At 64.7% G+C, this 17759-nt stretch carries 15 protein-coding genes; all 15 read right to left on the bottom strand.

Going from position 1 to position 17759, the window contains the following annotated elements; genetic code table 11:
* Positions 1 to 52: 52 nt before the first annotated feature.
* The gene (locus ACS5PJ_RS01225; RefSeq protein ID WP_439433111.1) at positions 53 to 1708 is read right to left on the bottom strand and encodes an amidohydrolase; all 1656 of its coding nucleotides are present in this window, start codon (positions 1706 to 1708) and stop codon (positions 53 to 55) included.
* A gap of 45 nt (positions 1709 to 1753) precedes the next feature.
* On the bottom strand, positions 1754 to 4660 hold the full coding sequence (locus ACS5PJ_RS01220; RefSeq protein ID WP_439433110.1) for a DEAD/DEAH box helicase: 2907 nt from the start codon (positions 4658 to 4660) through the stop codon (positions 1754 to 1756).
* 24 nt (positions 4661 to 4684) lie between these two features.
* Positions 4685 to 5479 (bottom strand): twin-arginine translocase subunit TatC, encoded by a 795-nt coding sequence (tatC, locus tag ACS5PJ_RS01215; protein ID WP_439433109.1) that lies wholly within the window; start codon positions 5477 to 5479, stop codon positions 4685 to 4687.
* Between the two features lie 48 nt (positions 5480 to 5527).
* On the bottom strand, positions 5528 to 5818 hold the full coding sequence (gene tatA, locus ACS5PJ_RS01210; RefSeq protein ID WP_108599376.1) for a Sec-independent protein translocase subunit TatA: 291 nt from the start codon (positions 5816 to 5818) through the stop codon (positions 5528 to 5530).
* 32 nt (positions 5819 to 5850) lie between these two features.
* Entirely contained in the window at positions 5851 to 6201 is a 351-nt protein-coding gene (locus ACS5PJ_RS01205) for a hypothetical protein (protein ID WP_439433108.1), read from the bottom strand.
* Positions 6202 to 6211: 10 nt separating this feature from the next.
* Positions 6212 to 8194, bottom strand: a complete 1983-nt coding sequence (locus ACS5PJ_RS01200; protein WP_439433107.1) for a helix-turn-helix transcriptional regulator — start codon at positions 8192 to 8194, stop codon at positions 6212 to 6214.
* A gap of 113 nt (positions 8195 to 8307) precedes the next feature.
* Complete coding sequence (locus tag ACS5PJ_RS01195) at positions 8308 to 8703, bottom strand: FKBP-type peptidyl-prolyl cis-trans isomerase (RefSeq protein WP_354148436.1); 396 nt, start codon at positions 8701 to 8703, stop codon at positions 8308 to 8310.
* 50 nt (positions 8704 to 8753) lie between these two features.
* The gene (locus tag ACS5PJ_RS01190; RefSeq protein WP_439433106.1) at positions 8754 to 9683 is read right to left on the bottom strand and encodes an FKBP-type peptidyl-prolyl cis-trans isomerase; all 930 of its coding nucleotides are present in this window, start codon (positions 9681 to 9683) and stop codon (positions 8754 to 8756) included.
* 112 nt (positions 9684 to 9795) lie between these two features.
* Complete coding sequence (gene pafA, locus ACS5PJ_RS01185) at positions 9796 to 11160, bottom strand: Pup--protein ligase (RefSeq protein WP_439433105.1); 1365 nt, start codon at positions 11158 to 11160, stop codon at positions 9796 to 9798.
* A 1-nt stretch (position 11161) separates the two neighbouring features.
* A complete protein-coding gene (gene prcA, locus ACS5PJ_RS01180; RefSeq protein WP_439433104.1) occupies positions 11162 to 11881 on the bottom strand; it encodes a proteasome subunit alpha in 720 nt (239 codons plus the stop codon).
* Between the two features lies 1 nt (position 11882).
* Positions 11883 to 12704, bottom strand: coding sequence for a proteasome subunit beta (gene prcB / locus ACS5PJ_RS01175; RefSeq protein ID WP_439433103.1), 822 nt, complete (start codon positions 12702 to 12704; stop codon positions 11883 to 11885).
* Between the two features lie 81 nt (positions 12705 to 12785).
* Positions 12786 to 12989 (bottom strand): ubiquitin-like protein Pup, encoded by a 204-nt coding sequence (locus tag ACS5PJ_RS01170; protein WP_439433102.1) that lies wholly within the window; start codon positions 12987 to 12989, stop codon positions 12786 to 12788.
* Between the two features lie 85 nt (positions 12990 to 13074).
* Complete coding sequence (dop, locus tag ACS5PJ_RS01165) at positions 13075 to 14694, bottom strand: depupylase/deamidase Dop (RefSeq protein WP_439433548.1); 1620 nt, start codon at positions 14692 to 14694, stop codon at positions 13075 to 13077.
* A gap of 50 nt (positions 14695 to 14744) precedes the next feature.
* Positions 14745 to 16496, bottom strand: a complete 1752-nt coding sequence (gene arc / locus ACS5PJ_RS01160; RefSeq protein ID WP_439433101.1) for a proteasome ATPase — start codon at positions 16494 to 16496, stop codon at positions 14745 to 14747.
* Between the two features lie 83 nt (positions 16497 to 16579).
* Positions 16580 to 17647: a tRNA (adenine-N1)-methyltransferase gene (locus tag ACS5PJ_RS01155; protein WP_439433100.1), complete on the bottom strand. Its 1068-nt coding sequence runs from the start codon at positions 17645 to 17647 to the stop codon at positions 16580 to 16582.
* Between the last annotated feature and the right edge of the window lie 112 nt (positions 17648 to 17759).

The following is a 17759-nucleotide window of genomic DNA, read 5'->3' as shown; positions in this document are numbered from 1 at the left end:
GGCGCAACTACCTATTATAGGCCGATCGGTTTGAAAGGGGCTGACGTGCTGGTCAGGATCGCAGGGCAGGACTCGAAAACAGCTCGGTGCCGTCCTTCACGGTCTGAAGACAGACGGGATCGGCGCCTGTGTCGAGCGCGGGCAACAGCGGTGTGCGGGCTCGGGGATCCGTGCTCCAGGACTGCACGCGGCCGTCTGCAACCTGGACCATCAGCTCCTCAACGTCCCAGACCGCAAAGCTGGCCGGCGCGCCCGGAACCAGCTGGCCTGCCATCGGGTTGTGATATTTGGCGGCGCGCCAGCCTGCCCGGGTGTGGCCCAGGAAAGCTGCCCGGGCGGAGATCCGTTCGTCGTGGTTGTGGTGCTCCAGGCACGCCCGGACACTTGACCACGGGCGCAGAGGTGTCACCGGGCTGTCGCTGCCGAAGCAGATAGGCACGCCGGCAGCGTAGAACGAGGCAAACGCGTTCATGGAGCGGCTCCGGCTGCCGAGGCGCTGTTCGTACATCCCGCCGTCGTGCCCCCATGCCGCATCGAACCCGGGCTGTGCGCTGACGGTGACCGAGTACCGTGCCAGCTGCTGCACGGCGTCGGCGTCGGCAATTTCCACGTGCTCAAAGCGGTGGCCTGCCGCCCGGATCCGCTGCTCCCCCACTTCCGCCGCTGCGAGTTCCAATGCCTTCAGTGCGGCATCGAGGCCGGCATCGCCGATCACGTGGAAGCCACCCTGAATGCCCAGCAGCGAGCAGGCCGCCAAGTGCGCCCCAGCCTGCTCGGCAGAGAGGAACAGGCTTCCCCGCTCACCTGCCGCGTCGCTGTAATCGGTACGAACGGCTGCGGTCCGGGAGCCGAGGGACCCGTCAATGTTCAGGTCGCCGGCGAGTCCGCGCACCTGGACGCCCAGCCCGTCCAGCAGTGTCCTGGCGTGCTCCTCGGAGGCGGCAAGCTCCCCCCAATACGGCAGGATCTCCGGCACGGCCGGCCCGTCGGCGGTGTTCCAGGCGGCGGCGACGCGGAGGTCCGATATTCCGCCGATATGGGGCGCTGCCATCTCCACCACTGCGACGTAGCCATTTTCTGCCGCCTCAGCGAGGGCGCGCTGCTGATAACCGTGGAGGGTGGCCGCCGGGAGCCGCCGCGCCTCCTGGCGGGCCGCTGTATGGGCAGCCCTTTTGACCTGCGCTTCGGAGGTGAAGCCGTCGATGCCCGGGAGGCCGGCGGCCGCGGCCAGCGAAGAAGACACCAGGGCCGAGTGTGAATCGACCCTGGACAGGAAAACGCGCCTGCCACCGGCAGCGCGCTCCAGCTCATCGGCTGCAGGCAGTGACGGGTCCGCCCAGGTGGACTCATCCCACCCGTGCCCCAACACCGGTCCGTCACCCTGGAAGGAAGCGACGGCGTCGAGCAGCTGCCGCGCCGAGCGGACCCCGCCCAGCTGCAAGGCTCCCAGCGCAATACCGGATTCCGTAAGGTGGACGTGGGAATCCACGAACCCCGGCGCAACGAGGGCGCCCTTGAGGTCGATGACCTCCATGGAACTGTCGGCAATGGAGGACGCCGCCTGCTCGGAGCCGACCCAGGCAACGGTGTCGCCGTCGACCAGCATGGCGGTGGCAAACGGGTCCGCTGCGGTGTAGACCGAACCGTTGCGGTACAGGACAACCTTCCGTTCCTGAGGGGCGGGCACGGGCGAAGGTTCGTTGTTCATGCAGGCAAGCTCCTGGGATGGGGTGGGCAGCGGGCTGCCGGTGGATCAGAGGACTGAAGAGTACGCCACGACGCCGCGGCGGATGAGGGAAATGGCTTCGGCGCACAGCCGGGCCAGGCGTGGGTCAAGGCCCGGGATCTTGGCGAGCTGATCAAGGAGGTCGATGACCTGTTTGACCCAGCGGACAAAGTCGCCGGCCGCCAGGTCCGTGCCGCTGAGCACATCCTGGAGGTGCCGTCCCTTGGCCCATTTGTACATCGGCCAGATCAGCCCCAGTTCCGGTTCGCCGGTCAAGGGAAGCTTGTTCTGTTCTTCCACGTCCTCCAACGCTGACCACTCGCGGATCACCACATCCACCGAGGTTTCGAGCGAGACGCTGGGCATCCGGGGTCGGAGGCCCCTGTCCTCGCGTTTGGCCTGGTAGACCAGGACTGTTGCCAGCGTTGCAACTTCGACGGCGTCGAGGTCGTCGAAGGCGCCCAGGCGCAATGACTGGGAAATCAGCAGGTCCTTCTCACCATAGATCCTTCGCAGCCGCTGGCCGTCGGCGCTGATCGCCAGCCGCCCGTCACTGCCGGTTTCCAGGTAGCCGTAAGCCGAAAGGACGTCGCAGACCCGGTCGAAGGTTTTGGCAATGGTGTTGGTGCGGCCCTGGATCTGGCGTACCAGGGCGTCTGTCTCACGCCTTAGCTTCCACCAGCGCTCTGACCAGCGCGCATGGTCTTCGCGTTCGCTGCAGCCGTGGCAGGGGTGGGCGCGCAGGGCCCGGCGAAGCTCCGTAATGCGCTTTTCCTGATTTGGCAGGACAGCTCCCAGGCCGAAATCGGTGCTGCGGCCCGGAGCCGGCGGACGGTTCTCGCGCAGCGCGTTGCGCGCTGAGGACGCCAGGTCCCGCCGGGACTTGGGCACCTTTGCGTTGAACGACTTCGGGATCCGGATCCGGGTCAGCGGCGCAATGGGGCCCTCCAGGTCCTCTGTGCCGATTCTCCGGAGCTGGTTGTCCAGCGTCAGGACAGCGGGGCGGGGCTCCCGGCCGCCATGGTCCGAGCTCAGCACAATGGCCGGCCCGGGTGCGCGGCCGCCCGGAACGTCCACCACATCGCCCGGCATGAGCCGGGCCAGTGAATCTTCGTTCAGTGACTTTCGTGCGCGGGAGGTGCTCCGCGTGGTGATGTTCTCGGCGTCGGACAACTCGCGGCGCAGCCTTGCATACTCGGTGAAATCGCCCAGGTGGCAGGTCATGGACTTCGCGTAGCCAGCCAAGGACTCCTCCCTGCTGCGCACCTGCTTGGCCAGCCCCACCACCGAGCGGTCGGCCTGGAACTGTGCAAAGGACGATTCAAGGATCTCGCGCGCCCGGGAGCGGCCGAACTGCGCCAGGAGGTTGATGCTCATGTTGTACGTCGGCCGGAAACTCGAATTCAGCGGATAGGTCCGCCTGGAGGCAAGGCCGGCGACGGCGGCCGGATCGGTCCCCGGCTGCCACAGGACAACGGCGTGGCCCTCGATGTCGATACCCCGGCGGCCGGCGCGGCCCGTCAGCTGGGTGTATTCGCCGGCGGTGATGTCCACATGGGCTTCGCCATTGAACTTATCCAGCTTTTCGAGCACCACTGAGCGGGCGGGCATATTGACACCCAGGGCGAGGGTCTCGGTGGCGAAGACAGCTTTGACGAGCCCTTCGACGAAGAGTTTCTCAACCACTTCCTTGAACGTCGGGAGCATCCCGGCGTGATGCGCCGCAAAGCCCCGCAGCAGGCCGTCCCGCCAGGTCCAGAAGCCCAGGACATCCAGGTCATCGGACGGGATGTCCTGTCCGGCCTCATCCACGCGCTGGGCGATGATCCGCTGTTCCTTCTCCGTGGTCAGCCACAGTCCGGAGGAGACACACTGGGCCACCGCTGCGTCGCAGCCGGCCCGGGAGAAGATGAACGTGATGGCAGGCAGCAGGTCCTGGCGGTCAAGGCTGGCGATCACCTGGGGGCGGCTGGCCTTCCGGACAGCGCCCTGCGGGGCTGCCTGCGCCTGGCGTTCATCTCCCCGCTGACGGTGCTGGCGGCGTTGGCTGCGCCCGCCGTGCCCGAAGCGTCCGCTGAAGCTCTGCTGGCTTTCGCTGCGGGCCATGGCCAGCAGGTCCGGGTTGACCTCGAATCCGGGCCGTGACGCGTCATTCCTTGCCTGGTCCGGCGGCACGGGAACTGTCACCGGAACGCCGGTCTCGGCGTCCGCGGGCGGCGCGATTTCATCGAAAGTGGTTTCCCCGGCAAACAGATCCACAATCTGCCGGCCCACCATCACGTGCTGCCACAGGGGCACCGGCCGGTGCTCGGAGACAATGATGTCCGTGTCGCCCCGCACGGTATCCAGCCAGGCACCGAACTCCTCCGCATTGGACACGGTAGCGCTGAGCGATGCCACCTGGACCTCGCTGGGAAGGTGGATGATGACTTCCTCCCAGACGGCGCCCCGAAACCGGTCAGCGAGGTAGTGGACTTCGTCCATGACCACAAAGCCGAGGTCATCCAGGGTGTCCGAATCGGCGTACAGCATATTCCGGAGGACCTCAGTGGTCATGACCACCACCGGTGCGTCGCCGTTGATGCTGGTGTCGCCTGTCAGCAGCCCCACGTTTTCCGCGCCGTATTTCTCGGCCAGTTCGGTGAACTTCTGGTTGCTCAGTGCCTTGATGGGCGTGGTGTAAAACGCCTTGAGGTGGCGTTCGAGCGCGAGGTAGATGGCGAACTCACCGACGATTGTCTTGCCAGCGCCGGTGGGGGCCGCCACCAGCACCCCCCTCCCCTCCTGCAGGGACCTGCAGGCCAGACGCTGGAAATCGTCGAGTTCGAAATCCAGGGTGCGGACAAACCCGCCCAGATAGGTGCCTGCCTCGGCTGTGCGTTCCGCGCTGGCCCGGTAACTTTCAGAGGGCGGGAGCGGCTCGGAAATAGACATACCTCAAGCCTAGTGCGCCGCGCGCTACAGGTTTTTCAGTTCGCTGCCCGGCGTCGGGGTGTCAGCTGTCGCGTCTGTCTCGGCGGCGCGTTTCGCCACGCGTGCATCACGCCGCTTGTCGTTGACAATACACAGGCCGATCGCCGCGAAAAACAGGACAAGGAGCGGCGCAGCCAGCAGGAACATGGAGAGGGCGTCAGTTCCCGGTGCCGCCAGGGCCGCGAGGACAAACACCAGAAAAACGATGATCCGCCAGGCTTTGAGGATGGTCTTGCCCCGCACCACACCGGCCATGTTGATGCCTACCAGAATCACAGGCACCAGGAATGAGATTCCCAGGATGAGCAGCATCTGTGAGGTGAACGTGAGGTAATCCGTCGCCGATATGTTGTTGGCGCCGGTGGAAGGCGTGAATTGAAGAAGCGCCCGCACCACGGTCGGGAAAACCAGCCAGGCAACGAAGACCCCGGCAAGGAACAGGGGTACTGCTGCGGCCATGAAACCGAGGGTGTAGCCGCGCTCCTTACGGGTCAGCCCGGGCGTGATGAACGCCCATACCTGGTAAATCCAGACCGGGCTGGAAATCACCAGGCCGATCTGGATGGCTATCTGGATCTTGAAAGCGAAAGGATCCGCGATGGTGGCAAAGTTCAGCACTGCGGTTCGTCCGGTCTCATGCGCAATGGAGACCAGCGGTTCGGACAGGGAAGTCACGACCGGATCGTAGAGGAACCAGCCGCCCACGGCAGCAAGCAGCACAGCGATCGCCGATTTGATCAGCCGGTTCTTGAGCTCCTTGAGGTGGTCCCAAAGAGCCATCCGCCCCTCAGGGTTGGACTTACGGCCCCGCGTCAGTGCCACTGTGCGTTAAGCGCGGTTCGACGGCGGTACGTCAGTGCCGTCAGTCGGCTCGCCGGGCTGGGTAGGTGCAGGCTTCGCCTGCGGGTGGTTCACAACCTTGCCTTCCACCGGACCCGAGGCGTCGGGGGTGGATTCAGTCTTGCCGTCGTTCTTCATCTCCTTGACCTCGGATTTGATGATCCGCATGGACTGGCCAAGGCTGCGGGCCATGGCAGGGAGTTTGGGCGCGGCAAACAGCAGCAGCGCAACGACGATGATAATAACAATTGGCCACGGGCCATCAAAGAGTCTTCCCACGGGAAATCCTTTCCTCTAACAACATCCTACGTCTAACTGAAATCCAGATCGCGAAGCGACTGCGGTTGCCCACGGTCGGTCTTGCGTTGTACCCGCCTCTGGCGGCGGTCCTCCCGGCGGGACGACTTGGATGCGTCGTAATCATGTCGCATCCGGGCCCGGGTAGCAAAAATGGCCGCTCCGGGCGGAACGGATGTCAACGGCCGGGGCTCGTCGTAGGTGGCCGGGAGCGTTGCCAGATGGCCGATTTTCTCTCCGGCGGCACCCAAGTCCTTGATGGTGGCCATGAACTGGCGGTAGAGCCGGATGCCCAGCAGGACATAAAAAAGCAGGGAGAGCGCAACGAGCGCTATCCAGATCAGGATCCAGGACCACCAAGGCATGCTGAAGAGTCTAGCCGCCGTACCTTGCCAGAGCTGCCTCGATCCATTTCCGCGCTGTTTGCGCGAGGTCCGTAGGCTCAAGGATCCGCACAGCACCGCCGTGCTGGGCTACAAGCATCGGCAGCCAGGCTGTGCTGCCGAACCGGATCTCAGCCACGAGCCCCCCGTCCGGCAAGGGCGCCACCCGCTCGGCGTAGTAGTCGTCAGCCAGGCCGGCCCCCGCTCTGGTGAGCTGCACCACAACGGTGGTGTCGTCGTCGTTCGGTGTGAAAAGCTTCGCCGGGAACCCTTCCGCTGGACGCACCTGGGTGGAGGCCGGCTGTCCGTTGGGACGGACTTCCTGGACCCGGTCCAGCCGGAAGTTCCTGAGTCCTTGGGCTGAATGGCAGTAGGCCTCGAAATACCAGGTGTTGTCCAGCGAATAAAGGCGCAGCGGGTCGACATCCCGTTCGGACACCTGATCTCGCTGGGCCGACAGGTAAACGAGCCGCAGCTGGGCGTGGGCCTCGATCGCACTCCGGACAATGTCAAGAACAGCCGAATCAGCGGGTCCCACCTGCGGGCCGGCGAGCGATCCGGCCCGCAGGCCCTGCTCCCCCGCGGCCGCCATCAGCTTGAGCGTCACCGACTCCAGGGCGCCCCCTTCGGCGAGGCCCGGAAGCCCATTAAGGGTCTCCAGGCCGGTCAGAAGCGCACACGCCTCGTCAACTGTGAACCGGACAGGCCTCTTGAGGTCCAGGTCCTCGGTGATGTAGACGTGGCCTTCCTCCCAATGGATGTCCAGCAGGTCGTCGGGGTATCCCTCGGGCAGTCCGGAGCAGATGAGGATCCGCAGGTCACCCTCGAGCTCTTCGGGCGTGACGCCGAACTGCGCGGCGACTTCCCGAATGTGCAGGCCCTGGTTGTGGACCAGGAACGGCACAAGCTGCAACATGCGCTTGAGCTGGTCCTCCGAGGTGCGTTTACGGACGCTGCGGGTCCGCGCCGGGTCGGCAAACCGGTAGGCCGGTACAGGAGCGCTGCAGAACGCTGCTGCGCTCTGTAGCCGGGTCCGAACAGCCGTCACGAGCTCTTCCGGCTCGACAGCCAAGGCGTCAGGACCGTAGGAGGCCAGCTCCTCGGCCAGGGCGTCGATGTCCCTGAAGCTGAGGCTCAGCCGTTCGTTGCCGGCGCCGGGTATACCCGCGTTGCCGCCCGGGCCCTGGGTGGCCCGCCGGCGCAGGGCAAGAAGGCGCCCCGCCCGGACGTCTACGACGGCGGTTTGGAGTGGAAGTTCGGGAAGCTTCTCCAGGGCCTCGCGCACGTTGAAGTTCGGCGGCGGCGAGTACGTTTCCTTGTCCAGCACTGTGACGGCGCCGGTGAACCGGGAGAGCCGGAAGTGGCGCACCGCCTGACGCGAGCGGTCGTAGCCGGCCAGGTACCAGTGCCCAAACCGGCTACCCAGGCCCCATGGCTCGACCGTCCGCTGCTCTTCCTTGCCCGTGCTGCCGGCCAGGTATGGGAATCGGACGGGATGTTGGGAGTGCATGGCCGCGACGAGGTCGTCAAAAGCCTGGCCTGCAGGCCGGATGCGGGGCTGGACGCCAACAGGAAGTTCGACGTCGGCCAGGGTCCCGGAAGCCTGGAGCTTCCGGAGGGCGTTTGCGGCCGCGGTTCCCAGAGCGGCACGTTCCCACAGCTGGGATGCCAGCAGAAGGACCGTCCACTCCCCCGGGCTGAGCTGGACATCAGGCAGCCGGTTGGACTCTTTGCCGATCCGGTAGCGCGTGGTGGCGGGGTCATCCTCCCACCCCGTGTCCGTGACGGCTTCGACGTCGAAGCCGAACTGGCGGAGGTCGTTCTTGTCCCGCTCGAACATCCTGCCGAAAGCGGTGTCGTTGCCGGAAGTATCGTGGTAAACCTTCTCCCGCAGTTCCGTGCGGCGCAGGCCGTATTTGGTGTTCAGGAGGGCAATCAGCAGGTTGAGCAGACGTTCTGTACGGGATGCGGACACTCTGGCTACGTTACTAAAATCTCCGCCGGAAAGCAGAAAGCGCGGCAACTGCAGGAAAAGAGATCCTGATTGTTACCGCGCCTTCAATTGCCTTGCTCAGGCAAAATTCCAGGTCAGCGTACGCCGACGAGGTCCACCACGAAGATCAGTGCTTCGTTGGGGCCGATGGCTCCGCCGGCCCCACGGGAGCCATAGGCGAGCTCAGAGGGGATCTCCAGGCGACGGCGGCCGCCCACCTTCATGCCGAGAAGTCCCTGGTCCCAGCCCTGGATGACCTGGCCCACGCCTACGCGGAAGTCCAGCGGAGCACCGCGGCCCCAGGAGGCGTCGAATTCTTCGCCGGTGGACCAGGCCACGCCGACGTAGTGGGTGGAAACGGTGTCGCCCTTCTTGGCCTCTGCGCCGTCACCTTCAATGAGATCGGTGATGACCAGTTCTGAGGGGACGTCGCCTTCGGGGAAGTCAATTTCCGGCTTCTGGCGGTCGAAGTTGCGCTGACCAAATGACATTGTTGCTCCTTTGATGTGAGGTTGCTGACGCAGGTTAACCGTTGGAAAGGTTACTTGGTGCCGAGGATGTCCACAACGAAGACAAGGTCACCCTTGGCTTCGCCCTGGCCCGCGTCGCCGTAGGCGAGGTCCTTGGGGATGACCAGCAGGACCCGTGAGCCCACGGTCTTGCCGGCCAGGCCCTGGGTCCAGCCCTTGATGACTCCGGTCAGCGGGAAGCTGGCCGTTTCACCGCGGTCAAAGCTTGAGTCGAACTTGGTGCCGCCCACCAGGGTGACACCGACATAGTTCACGGTCAGGGTGTCAGTTTCCTTGACCTCGGCGCCCTTGCCCTTGATGAGGTCCTGGGACACGAGTGCCGTGGGAGCGGCTGCTCCCTCGACCTTGATCTCGGGAACACCCTCGCCATTCTCGGTGACTGTCGGCAGACCGGCAGGCGGCGTTACGGCGTCGCCTTCGGGCTTCTCGAGGGCAGGAGTTACATCCTTGGCAGAGACCACTTTGATGACCAGCAGCTGCGTGGGCTGGGCTGCAGCTCCTTCGGCGGCTGCCTGGCCCGGAATGGCGAGGGCGAGGTTGGAACCGACTTTGGAACCCACAAACGCGTTGTAGATTACCGGGCTGCCGGTCTTCAGTTCTTCGTTGAGCTCAAGCGGTTCGGGCTCGCCGGCGAAAGTATCTTCCAGCGTAGAACCGTCGGCGCCGCTGAGGGCGACGATGGAAATGTTTGCGACCTGGTTGGCCTTAACCCTCTCGCCATCGCCCTCGGTAACCACCTTGACGGTGGGCTCCGTAACTTCGAGCGGCTTGGAGAACTCAACGCCGGGAGCCTTCTTGTCCCCGTTGTCCGTCAGTTTCAGGGAGTCGAACTTGGCAGTATCACCTGCAGTCTGGCTGGTGGGTTCCGGTGCTGCGGGCGAACCGCCACAGGCGGTAAGCAGCAGCAGACCGGGGATAAGGATTGCTAGGATTCGGCGCACGTAAGAGAACTTTCGTCGGGGCAGGGTGGACGCGGTGCCGGGGCACAGGTGCCTCGGCGCCGCTTCAGGGCCAAAGAACGGCCCTGTCAAGGATAGCCCCTCAACCTGAACGTCAGCCCATAGAGTCCAGCAGGGCATCGACCCGGTCGTCCACGCTTCGGAACGGATCCTTGCAGAGGATGGTCTGGTGCGCGCGGTCATTGAGCTTCAGATGCACCCAATCGACGGTGTAGTCCCGGCCCAGTTCCTGGGCGCGCCGGACGAAGTCGCCCCTCAACTTTGCCCGGGTGGTCTGCGGCGGTGCATCCACGGCGTCCTTGACCACGGTGTCATCGACAACACGGCGGACTGCACCGCGGGACTGCAGCAGGTAGTAGAGGCCGCGGGACCGTGAAATGTCATGATAGGTCAGGTCGAGCTGTGCAATCCTGGGTGCATCCAGGCCCAGGCCGTGCCGCTCCCGGTACCTGTCCATCAGCTTTTTCTTGATGGCCCAGTCGACTTCGGTGTCGATGGTGCTGGTGTCGCCGCTTTCAATGGCCCTCAGCGTCCGCTCCCACAGATCAAGGATGAGCGGAACATGCGGGTTGTGGGCGCCGTGCTCTTGGACGAAAGCGGTGACCTTGGTCAGGTACTCCTGCTGGATCTCAAGCGCCGTGAGCTGGCGGCCGTTGGCCAGCCGCACCAGTGCCCGTCCACTGAGGTCGTGGGAGATTTCACGGATGCTGCGGATCGGATTCTCCATCCGCATGTCACGCATGATCACTCCCGCCTCGATCATCCGCAGGATGAGGTCAACCGTTCCGACCTTGAGCAGGGCGGTGGTCTCTGACATGTTGGAGTCGCCCACAATGACGTGGAGCCGGCGGAAGAATTCGGCATCAGCGTGCGGCTCGTCCCGGGTGTTGATAATGGGGCGGGAGCGTGTAGTGGCCGATGAAACGCCCTCCCAGATGTGGTCTGCCCGCTGCGAAAAAGCGTAAGTGGCCCCGTACGGCGTTTTCAGGATCTTCCCCGCGCCGGCTATGAGCTGACGAGTCACCAGGAATGGAATCAGGATCTCAGCAAGCCGGGAAAATTCACCCCGCCGCGGGATCAGGTAGTTCTCATGGCTGCCGTAAGAGTTCCCGGCCGAATCAGTATTGTTCTTGAACAGGTAGACAGTGCCGTTGAAGCCTTCCGCGGCCAGCCTAGATTGTGCCTCGTCCACGAGGTCGTCGAGGATGAGTTCGCCCGCGCGGTCATGCGCGATGAGCTGGGCAAGGTCATCGCATTCCGCCGTGGCGTACTCCGGGTGGGAGCCGACGTCGAGGTAGAGGCGTGAGCCGTTGGTCAGGAAGACGTTGGAGGACCGGCCCCAGCTAACCACCTTGCGGAACAGGTAGCGGGCCACTTCCTCAGGCGCCAGCGGGCGCGAATCCGGGCTCGAGTACGAGATCCCGAATTCGGTTTCAATGCCAAAGATGCGTTTGTCCATCTCAGTCCTCCTCAGCGAGCAGCGCCGTGATGTCGGCGTCGTTAAGTCGTCGGAAGGCGCGCCGGGATCCCCGGGACGTCTCCGACTGCCGGTCCAGGACCGCAACCTCGACGGCTTTGGCGGGCGGGGTGCCTGCGGCGTCATTCCGGTCAGCATCGGTGGTCAGTGCGCCAATGGCCAGCCGGACTGCCCCGGCGAACCGCAGGGATGACCGCCAGCCGCCCGCGATGGAAGCCGATACCCGTTCCGCCTGGCCACCCATGACAATAAAGCCGTGTTCGTCAGCGATTGAGCCATCGAAGGTCAACCGGTAGAGGTGGTCGAGGTCCGGCGTCGGGCCCACTTCAGCCACCGCAAGCTCGACCTCAAACGGCTTCTGTTCAGCGGTGAATACCGCACCGAGGCTCTGGGCGTAGACACTGGCGAGTCCCCGCGCCGTGACGTCCTCGCGGTCGTAGGAGTAGCCCCGGACATCCGCGTACCGGACGCCCGCCTGGCGGAGGCTCTCGAATTCGTTGTACTTGCCGACGGCGGCAAACGCTATTTTGTCGTAGATCTCGCCGATCTTATGCAGTGAAGGCGACGGGTTCTCAGCCACCAGTGCAATGCCGTCCTCGCAGCTGATCACCACCACGGACCTGCCGCGGGCGATGCCTTTCCGTGCGAAGTCCGCACGGTCCTTCATCAGCTGTTCAGGGGATACATAAAACTGCTGCGTCATCTCAGGCCTCCCGCCGCTCGGCAGACCGGACTTCGATGATGCGGCCGGCAACCGCCGCGAGTTCTGCCTCCGGGACCCGCCGTGCGCCGCTCCGGTTGACCGCGTACACCACGGGCCACAACTGACGGACCGGGTCCGGACCGCCTGTTGCGGAATCGTCATCGGCCGCATCGTAGAGCGATTCCACCGCGACGGAGACAGCTTCGGCCTCGGTCAGGTTGGGCCGCCACAGTTTCTTCAGCGCACCCCGCGCAAAAACGGAGCCGGAGCCAACGGTGTGATGCTCGCGTTCCTCGTAGCGGCCGCCGGTGACGTCGTACGAGAAGAGGCGGCCGACCCCGGCAGTGGTGTCAAAACCGGCAAAAAGCGGGACCACTGCGAGCCCCTGCAGGGCCATGGGCAGATTCCCGCGAATCATGGCGCCCAGCCGGTTGGCTTTGCCGTCCAGGCTCAGCAGGGTCCCTTCGATTTTCTCGTAGTGCTCCAGTTCAACCTGGAACAGCCGCGTGAGATCGATCGCTATGCCCGCCGTGCCGGCGATCCCCAGCACGGAATACCGGTCCGCGGGAAATACCTTTTCGATGTGGCGGCTGGCAATGACATTGCCCATCGTGGCCCGCCGGTCGCCGGCCATCAGCACACCGCCGGCGTAGCTCATGGCCACAATAGTGGTCGCATGCGGCACCTGCAGCGGCGCTGCTGCGGAGGGCGTGAACGGCAGTGCGCGGCTGTACGGAAGCAGGTCCGGCCGGTCCCGTTGCAGGTGCTCGGTAAAGGACGATGTCGCGTTGCCGGCTACCTGGTTGGCGGTTGATTCCTGCACTGATGCACTCCTTGAACGTGGTCCTTCAACGTCGGTACAGATTCCGGCAGGTGCCCCGCGTACCAGGGCACCCGTACCGGCTTACTGACCGCCTTTTTGGACGAAGGCCCGGACGAACTCCTCGGCGTTGGATTCCAGGACGCCGTCTATCTCGTCAAGGAGGTCATCAACGCCCTCCGTCGCAGCGGAGGCCCGGGCTTCGGGGGCCGCCGGAGGGGCGTCCGCGATCTCCTCTTCGACCTGGCTGTCGTGTGATTGTGGCTTCTGTTGCTCCTGGCCTGCCATGGTGATCTCTCCCTCTGGAATCATCGGATCCGGGCGGATCTGCTGATACGCCCATATTGCCACGCTGTGCGCCGGCTGGCGCCGTTTACGCCCGAGGCGGAGCGGTATTTTGCCCCAGCAATTCGGCGAGGAACGGTCCTGCCGTCCGGTGGCGGGCAAAGAGCCCTCCGGTCAGCGCCCTGGTGCCCCGCAGGGGTTCCCGGGTGGGAACGCGCTGGAGCCGCCCGTAACCCGGGACATCGAAGATGACTGAGTCCCAGCTGGCCCCCACCACGTCTTTGCCGAAGCTGCTGATGCAACGCCCGCGGAAGAAGGCCCGGGTGTCCGACGGCGGTTCGGTGACCGCCGCATTGATGTAGGCGTCCTCGACGACCCGCTGCATCCGGTTCCTGGCCAGGAACCTGTAGTAGAGGCCCTTTTCCGGCCGGATGTCGGCCCATTGCAGGTCCACAAGACCGAGCCGCGCGTCATCCCAGGCCAGGTTGTCGCGTTGGCGGTAGCCCTCAAGCAGGGAGAGTTTTGCCAACCATTCCACGGATGTGGCTGCTGCGCTCCGGTCGGTATCGAGCTGGGTGAGGGTGGCTGCCCAGCGGTCCAGTACATCGTGGGTGTGGCCATCCCCGTCCACGGCATCGCCGACCCCGGTGTCCTGTGCCAGCTTCGCTGCTGCCTCGTGGTACATCCACTGCAGGTCCAATGCGGTCACCCGCCTGCCGTCCAGCAGCCTGAGCCTGGCCGTCAGTGTGGTGTCGTGGCTGACCGCCTGCAATGCCGATACCGGCTCATGGACCTCCACTTTGGGCGCCAGCCCGGCCTCGATGAGGCTGAGGACCATGGCCGTGGTACCGAACTTGAGGTAGTTCGAGGTCTGGCTCAGGTTGGCGTCCCCGATGATGACGTGCAGGCGCCGGTATTTGTCTGCAGTGGCATGCGGTTCATCGCGGGTGTTGATGATGGGCCGCCGGATAGTGGTTTCCAGCCCTACCTCAGCCTCGAAGAAGTCCGCGCGCTGGCTGATCTGGTACCCGGGGGTGGAGCTGTCCTGGCCCAGGCCTACCCTCCCGGCGCCGCACATGATCTGGCGCGTCACGAAGAACGGAGTCAGTCCCCGCACGATGTCTCCGAAGGGAACGGAGCGCGGCATGAGGTAGTTCTCGTGGGAACCGTAGGAGACGGACTTGTTGTCAGTGTTGTTCTTGTACAGGTTGACCGGAGGCAGTTCCGGGTCGGCGGCAAGGCGCCGCACCGCAGCCAGGGCAACGAGGTCCCCGGCGGCGTCCCAGACCACGGCATCACGGGGATTGGTCACTTCAGGGCTTGAGTACTCCGGGTGGGCGTGATCGACATACAGGCGGGCGCCGTTCCCCAGGACCATGTTCATCAGCAGGCTGCCGGACTCGTCTTCGCCGTCCAGTTCCAGTTCCTCGCGGCCGTAGGCCAGTGCCACGGCTTCCGCATCGAGCACCGGCGGCTGGTCGGTCAGCTGGCTCGGATGGGCCGAGCCCCGTTCCAGGGTCCAGCCACGGGCGTCGTGCAAAGGCTCTTCGTCCGTGTAGTCCCACCGGGTTTCGGCGCCGCCGGCCGCCCGCTGCCGCGTCACCTGCGCATAAGCCTGCACAACGCGGGCTGACATCATGGTGGCGTTGGCTCCCGGCGCCGACGGCGCGTGGATGCCGTACTCCGTTTCCGCCCCCATGACACGCATGGCTCCTCCGGCCGGGAGCGATCCCCCGCCGGAACGTTCCGGGACTGCTGTCACAGGTACTGTCCTGTGTTGGGCATTGTCTCAATGGATTTGCCCGGCTCCTGCCCGGCCTTGCCTTGCACGATGGTGCGGATGTAAGTGATCCGTTCGCCCTTCTTGCCGGAGATCCGGGCCCAGTCGTCCGGGTTGGTGGTGTTGGGCATGTCCTCGTGTTCGCGGAATTCATCCACGACGGCACGAAGCAGGTGCTCGATCCGGAGACCCTTCTGATGCAGGGTCAACAGGTCCTTGATGGCGTACTTCTTGGCGCGGTCCACGACGTTCTGGACCACGGCCCCGGAGTTGAAATCCTTGAAGTACAGCATCTCCGTGTCACCGTTGGCGTAGGTCACTTCCAGGTACTCATTGGATTTCTCCGTCGAGTACATGGCTTCGACAGTGCGCTGGACCATGGCGTCCACGGTGGCCTGGACGTCGCCGTCGTGCTCTGCAAGATCCGATTCATGGAAAGGCAGGTCCGTGGTGATGTACTTGTTGAAGATGTCGGCCGCCGCTTCCGCATCGGGGCGCTGGATCTTCACCTTCACGTCAAGACGGCCCGGCCGGAGGATGGCGGGGTCGATCATGTCCTCGCGGTTGGAAGCACCAATGACAATGACGTTATCGAGCCTCTCGACTCCGTCGATCTCACTGAGCAGCTGCGGGACTATGGTGGTCTCGACATCGGAAGAGATGCCGGTTCCGCGGGTCCGGAACAGGGAGTCCATTTCGTCGAAGAAAACCACCACGGGGCTGCCGTCGGACGCCTTCTCGCGGGCCCGGGAGAAGATCAGGCGGATATGCCGCTCCGTCTCACCCACGTACTTGTCCAGGAGCTCGGGCCCCTTGATGTTGAGGAAGTAGCTCTTCAGGTCCACGTTGCCGGACCGCTCAGCAGCCCGCGCGGCCAGCGAGTTCGCAACAGCTTTGGCGATCAGGGTTTTGCCGCAGCCAGGCGGGCCGTAGAGGAGGATGCCTTTGGGTGCTTTGAGGCCGTGTTCGCGGTAGAGGTCCGGGTGCAGGAAGGGCAGTTCAACTGCGTCCCGGATCTGCTCGATCTGCGGGCCGAGGCCGCCGATGTCCTCGTACGTGATGTCCGGGACTTCCTCGAGAACAAGGTTCTCCACCTCTGAGCGCGGCACTTTTTCGAGGGCGTATCCGGTGCGTGAGTCGATGGACAGAGCGTCCCCGACCCGGAGTTTTTCGGTGAGCAGTGCACCGGACAGCCTGACTACCCGTTCTTCATCGGCCCGCCCCACCACCAGGGCGCGGTCAGCACCCAGCATCTCCTTGAGGGTTGCCAGCTCTCCGGCCCGCTCATAGCCGAGTCCGGCAACAACCAGCAGTGCCTCGTTGAGCAGGACCTCCTGGCCGACGGCGAGCTGGTTGATGTTGACCAGCGGGCTGATCCCTACCCGCATCTTCCGGCCGGCGTTGAAGATATCCACGGATTCCTCCGTGGCGGCCTGGCTGCTGCCGCCGGTGGATGGCGGGCGCTTGGGGTTCAGCTGCAGGATGGTGCCGAAGCTGTACGGCGGCTGGCCTTCCTGCTCCAGCGCGTTCTTGAGCCGCAGGATCTCGGTTTTCGCCGCTTCCAGCATGCTGACGAGCTTGGTGTTGTTCTGCGTAGCGGCTGCAAGCTGGCGGTCGATGTGCCTGAGCTTGTCCCGGAGGATGTTCACCTGCCGGTCCGCGACAGTCAGTTCATTGGCGGCCGACTGCTCCGCCGGTGTACGTCCGGAGTCCTGGTTCGGCGTCTCCATGATGCATCAGCCCCTTCCTGCTCTTCCTCTTAAGACCTTAGCCCCAAGTTGGCAGGTACTGCTGGAGACTCCCGAAATATGGACTAGTTCGTGACCTCGGGGTCATCCTTGACGTTGGTTCCGGCGATGGCATCGCGTGCTGCGCGGCGCAGCTTCTTGTCCGAGACGAGGCGTTCACCCACAGCGCCGGGGGTCCAGGCGTTGACGTCGTCCTCGTGGAAATCGGTTTTTGAGGGGCGGCGCTTGACTGAGATGCCGGTGACGCCGTCGGCCAGGCGCCGGGTGACCAGCAGGAAACCGGTGTGGGCCACCATGCGGTGGTCCGGGCGGACAGCGAGTCCTTCAAGGTGCCAGCCGCGCACCATTGACTCCCACGCGTCAGGCTCGGTAAAGCGGCCGTCGGCCCTGATGGCCTCCGCAGTACGGGAAAGCTGCGTGACGGTGGCGACGTAGTTGATCCAGACACCGCCGGGTGCCAGAACGGTGGCAACGGCGTCGAGGCACTCCCACGGCGCCAGCATGTCCAGCACCACGCGGTCCACCGAACCGGGCGCTTCGGCGCGGACCACCTCATCCTGGAAATCGCCGAGCGAAATCTTCCAGGCCGGGTGCGGGCCGCCAAAGATGGTTTCGACGTTTCCGCGGGCAATGTCCGCGAATTCCTCGCGGCGCTCAAATGAATGGAGGTAGCCGTTGTCGCCCACGGCCCGGAGCAGTGAGATGGACAGCGCTCCGGAACCCACGCCGGCTTCAACAACCCGGGCGCCAGGGAAGATATCGGCCATGGTGACGATCTGGCCGGCGTCCTTCGGATAGACCACGGCAGCACCGCGGGGCATGGAGAGGACAAAGTCAGAAAGGAGCGGACGCAGCGTCTGGTACTGCTGGCCCACGTTGTTCACGACGACCGAGCCGTCCGCTTTGCCGATGATCTCATCGTGGTTCAGGAAACCCCGGTGGGTATGGAATGCGCCGCCGCCCTCAAGGGTGATGGTATTCATGCGCCCGCGCTCGTCGGTCAGCTGGACGCGTTCGCCTTCACGGAAGGGTCCGCGGCGGCGGGCAGCCCCTACTGGCTGGGCACCGGTGGCGGCAACGCCCGCTGCTGGGGCTGCCTCTGCGGCTTCGGTGGCGGCAGTTTCGCTGCTCATGAATTTTCCTCGCTCCTGTAAAACTGTGGGGGCCGCGCATTGATAAGGTCCACCCGGTGCGGTGCGGCCTTCGGGGCGGCCACACGGCAGCAATACACGACCGGCACGTAAC

It is taken from the genome of Pseudarthrobacter cremeus (assembly GCF_051857465.1).
In the GTDB taxonomy this organism is placed as follows: domain Bacteria; phylum Actinomycetota; class Actinomycetes; order Actinomycetales; family Micrococcaceae; genus Arthrobacter.
The sequence above is the reverse complement of the archived record's forward strand: the minus strand, read 5'-3'. Positions and strand labels throughout refer to the sequence as shown.

Excerpts from the sequence above, each read along its gene's own strand:
- arc (WP_439433101.1), bottom strand. The coding sequence starts at position 16,496 with ATGGAGACGCCGAACCAGGACTCCGGACGTACACCGGCGGAGCAGTCG.
- ACS5PJ_RS01220 (WP_439433110.1), bottom strand. The coding sequence starts at position 4,660 with ATGTCTATTTCCGAGCCGCTCCCGCCCTCTGAAAGTTACCGGGCCAGC.
- ACS5PJ_RS01155 (WP_439433100.1), bottom strand. The coding sequence starts at position 17,647 with ATGAGCAGCGAAACTGCCGCCACCGAAGCCGCAGAGGCAGCCCCAGCA.
- dop (WP_439433548.1), bottom strand. The coding sequence starts at position 14,694 with ATGCGTGTCATGGGGGCGGAAACGGAGTACGGCATCCACGCGCCGTCG.
- ACS5PJ_RS01225 (WP_439433111.1), bottom strand. The coding sequence starts at position 1,708 with ATGAACAACGAACCTTCGCCCGTGCCCGCCCCTCAGGAACGGAAGGTT.
- ACS5PJ_RS01195 (WP_354148436.1), bottom strand. The coding sequence starts at position 8,703 with ATGTCATTTGGTCAGCGCAACTTCGACCGCCAGAAGCCGGAAATTGAC.
- pafA (WP_439433105.1), bottom strand. The coding sequence starts at position 11,160 with ATGGACAAACGCATCTTTGGCATTGAAACCGAATTCGGGATCTCGTAC.
- ACS5PJ_RS01205 (WP_439433108.1), bottom strand. The coding sequence starts at position 6,201 with ATGCCTTGGTGGTCCTGGATCCTGATCTGGATAGCGCTCGTTGCGCTC.
- tatC (WP_439433109.1), bottom strand. The coding sequence starts at position 5,479 with ATGGCTCTTTGGGACCACCTCAAGGAGCTCAAGAACCGGCTGATCAAA.
- ACS5PJ_RS01170 (WP_439433102.1), bottom strand. The coding sequence starts at position 12,989 with ATGGCAGGCCAGGAGCAACAGAAGCCACAATCACACGACAGCCAGGTC.
- prcA (WP_439433104.1), bottom strand. The coding sequence starts at position 11,881 with ATGACGCAGCAGTTTTATGTATCCCCTGAACAGCTGATGAAGGACCGT.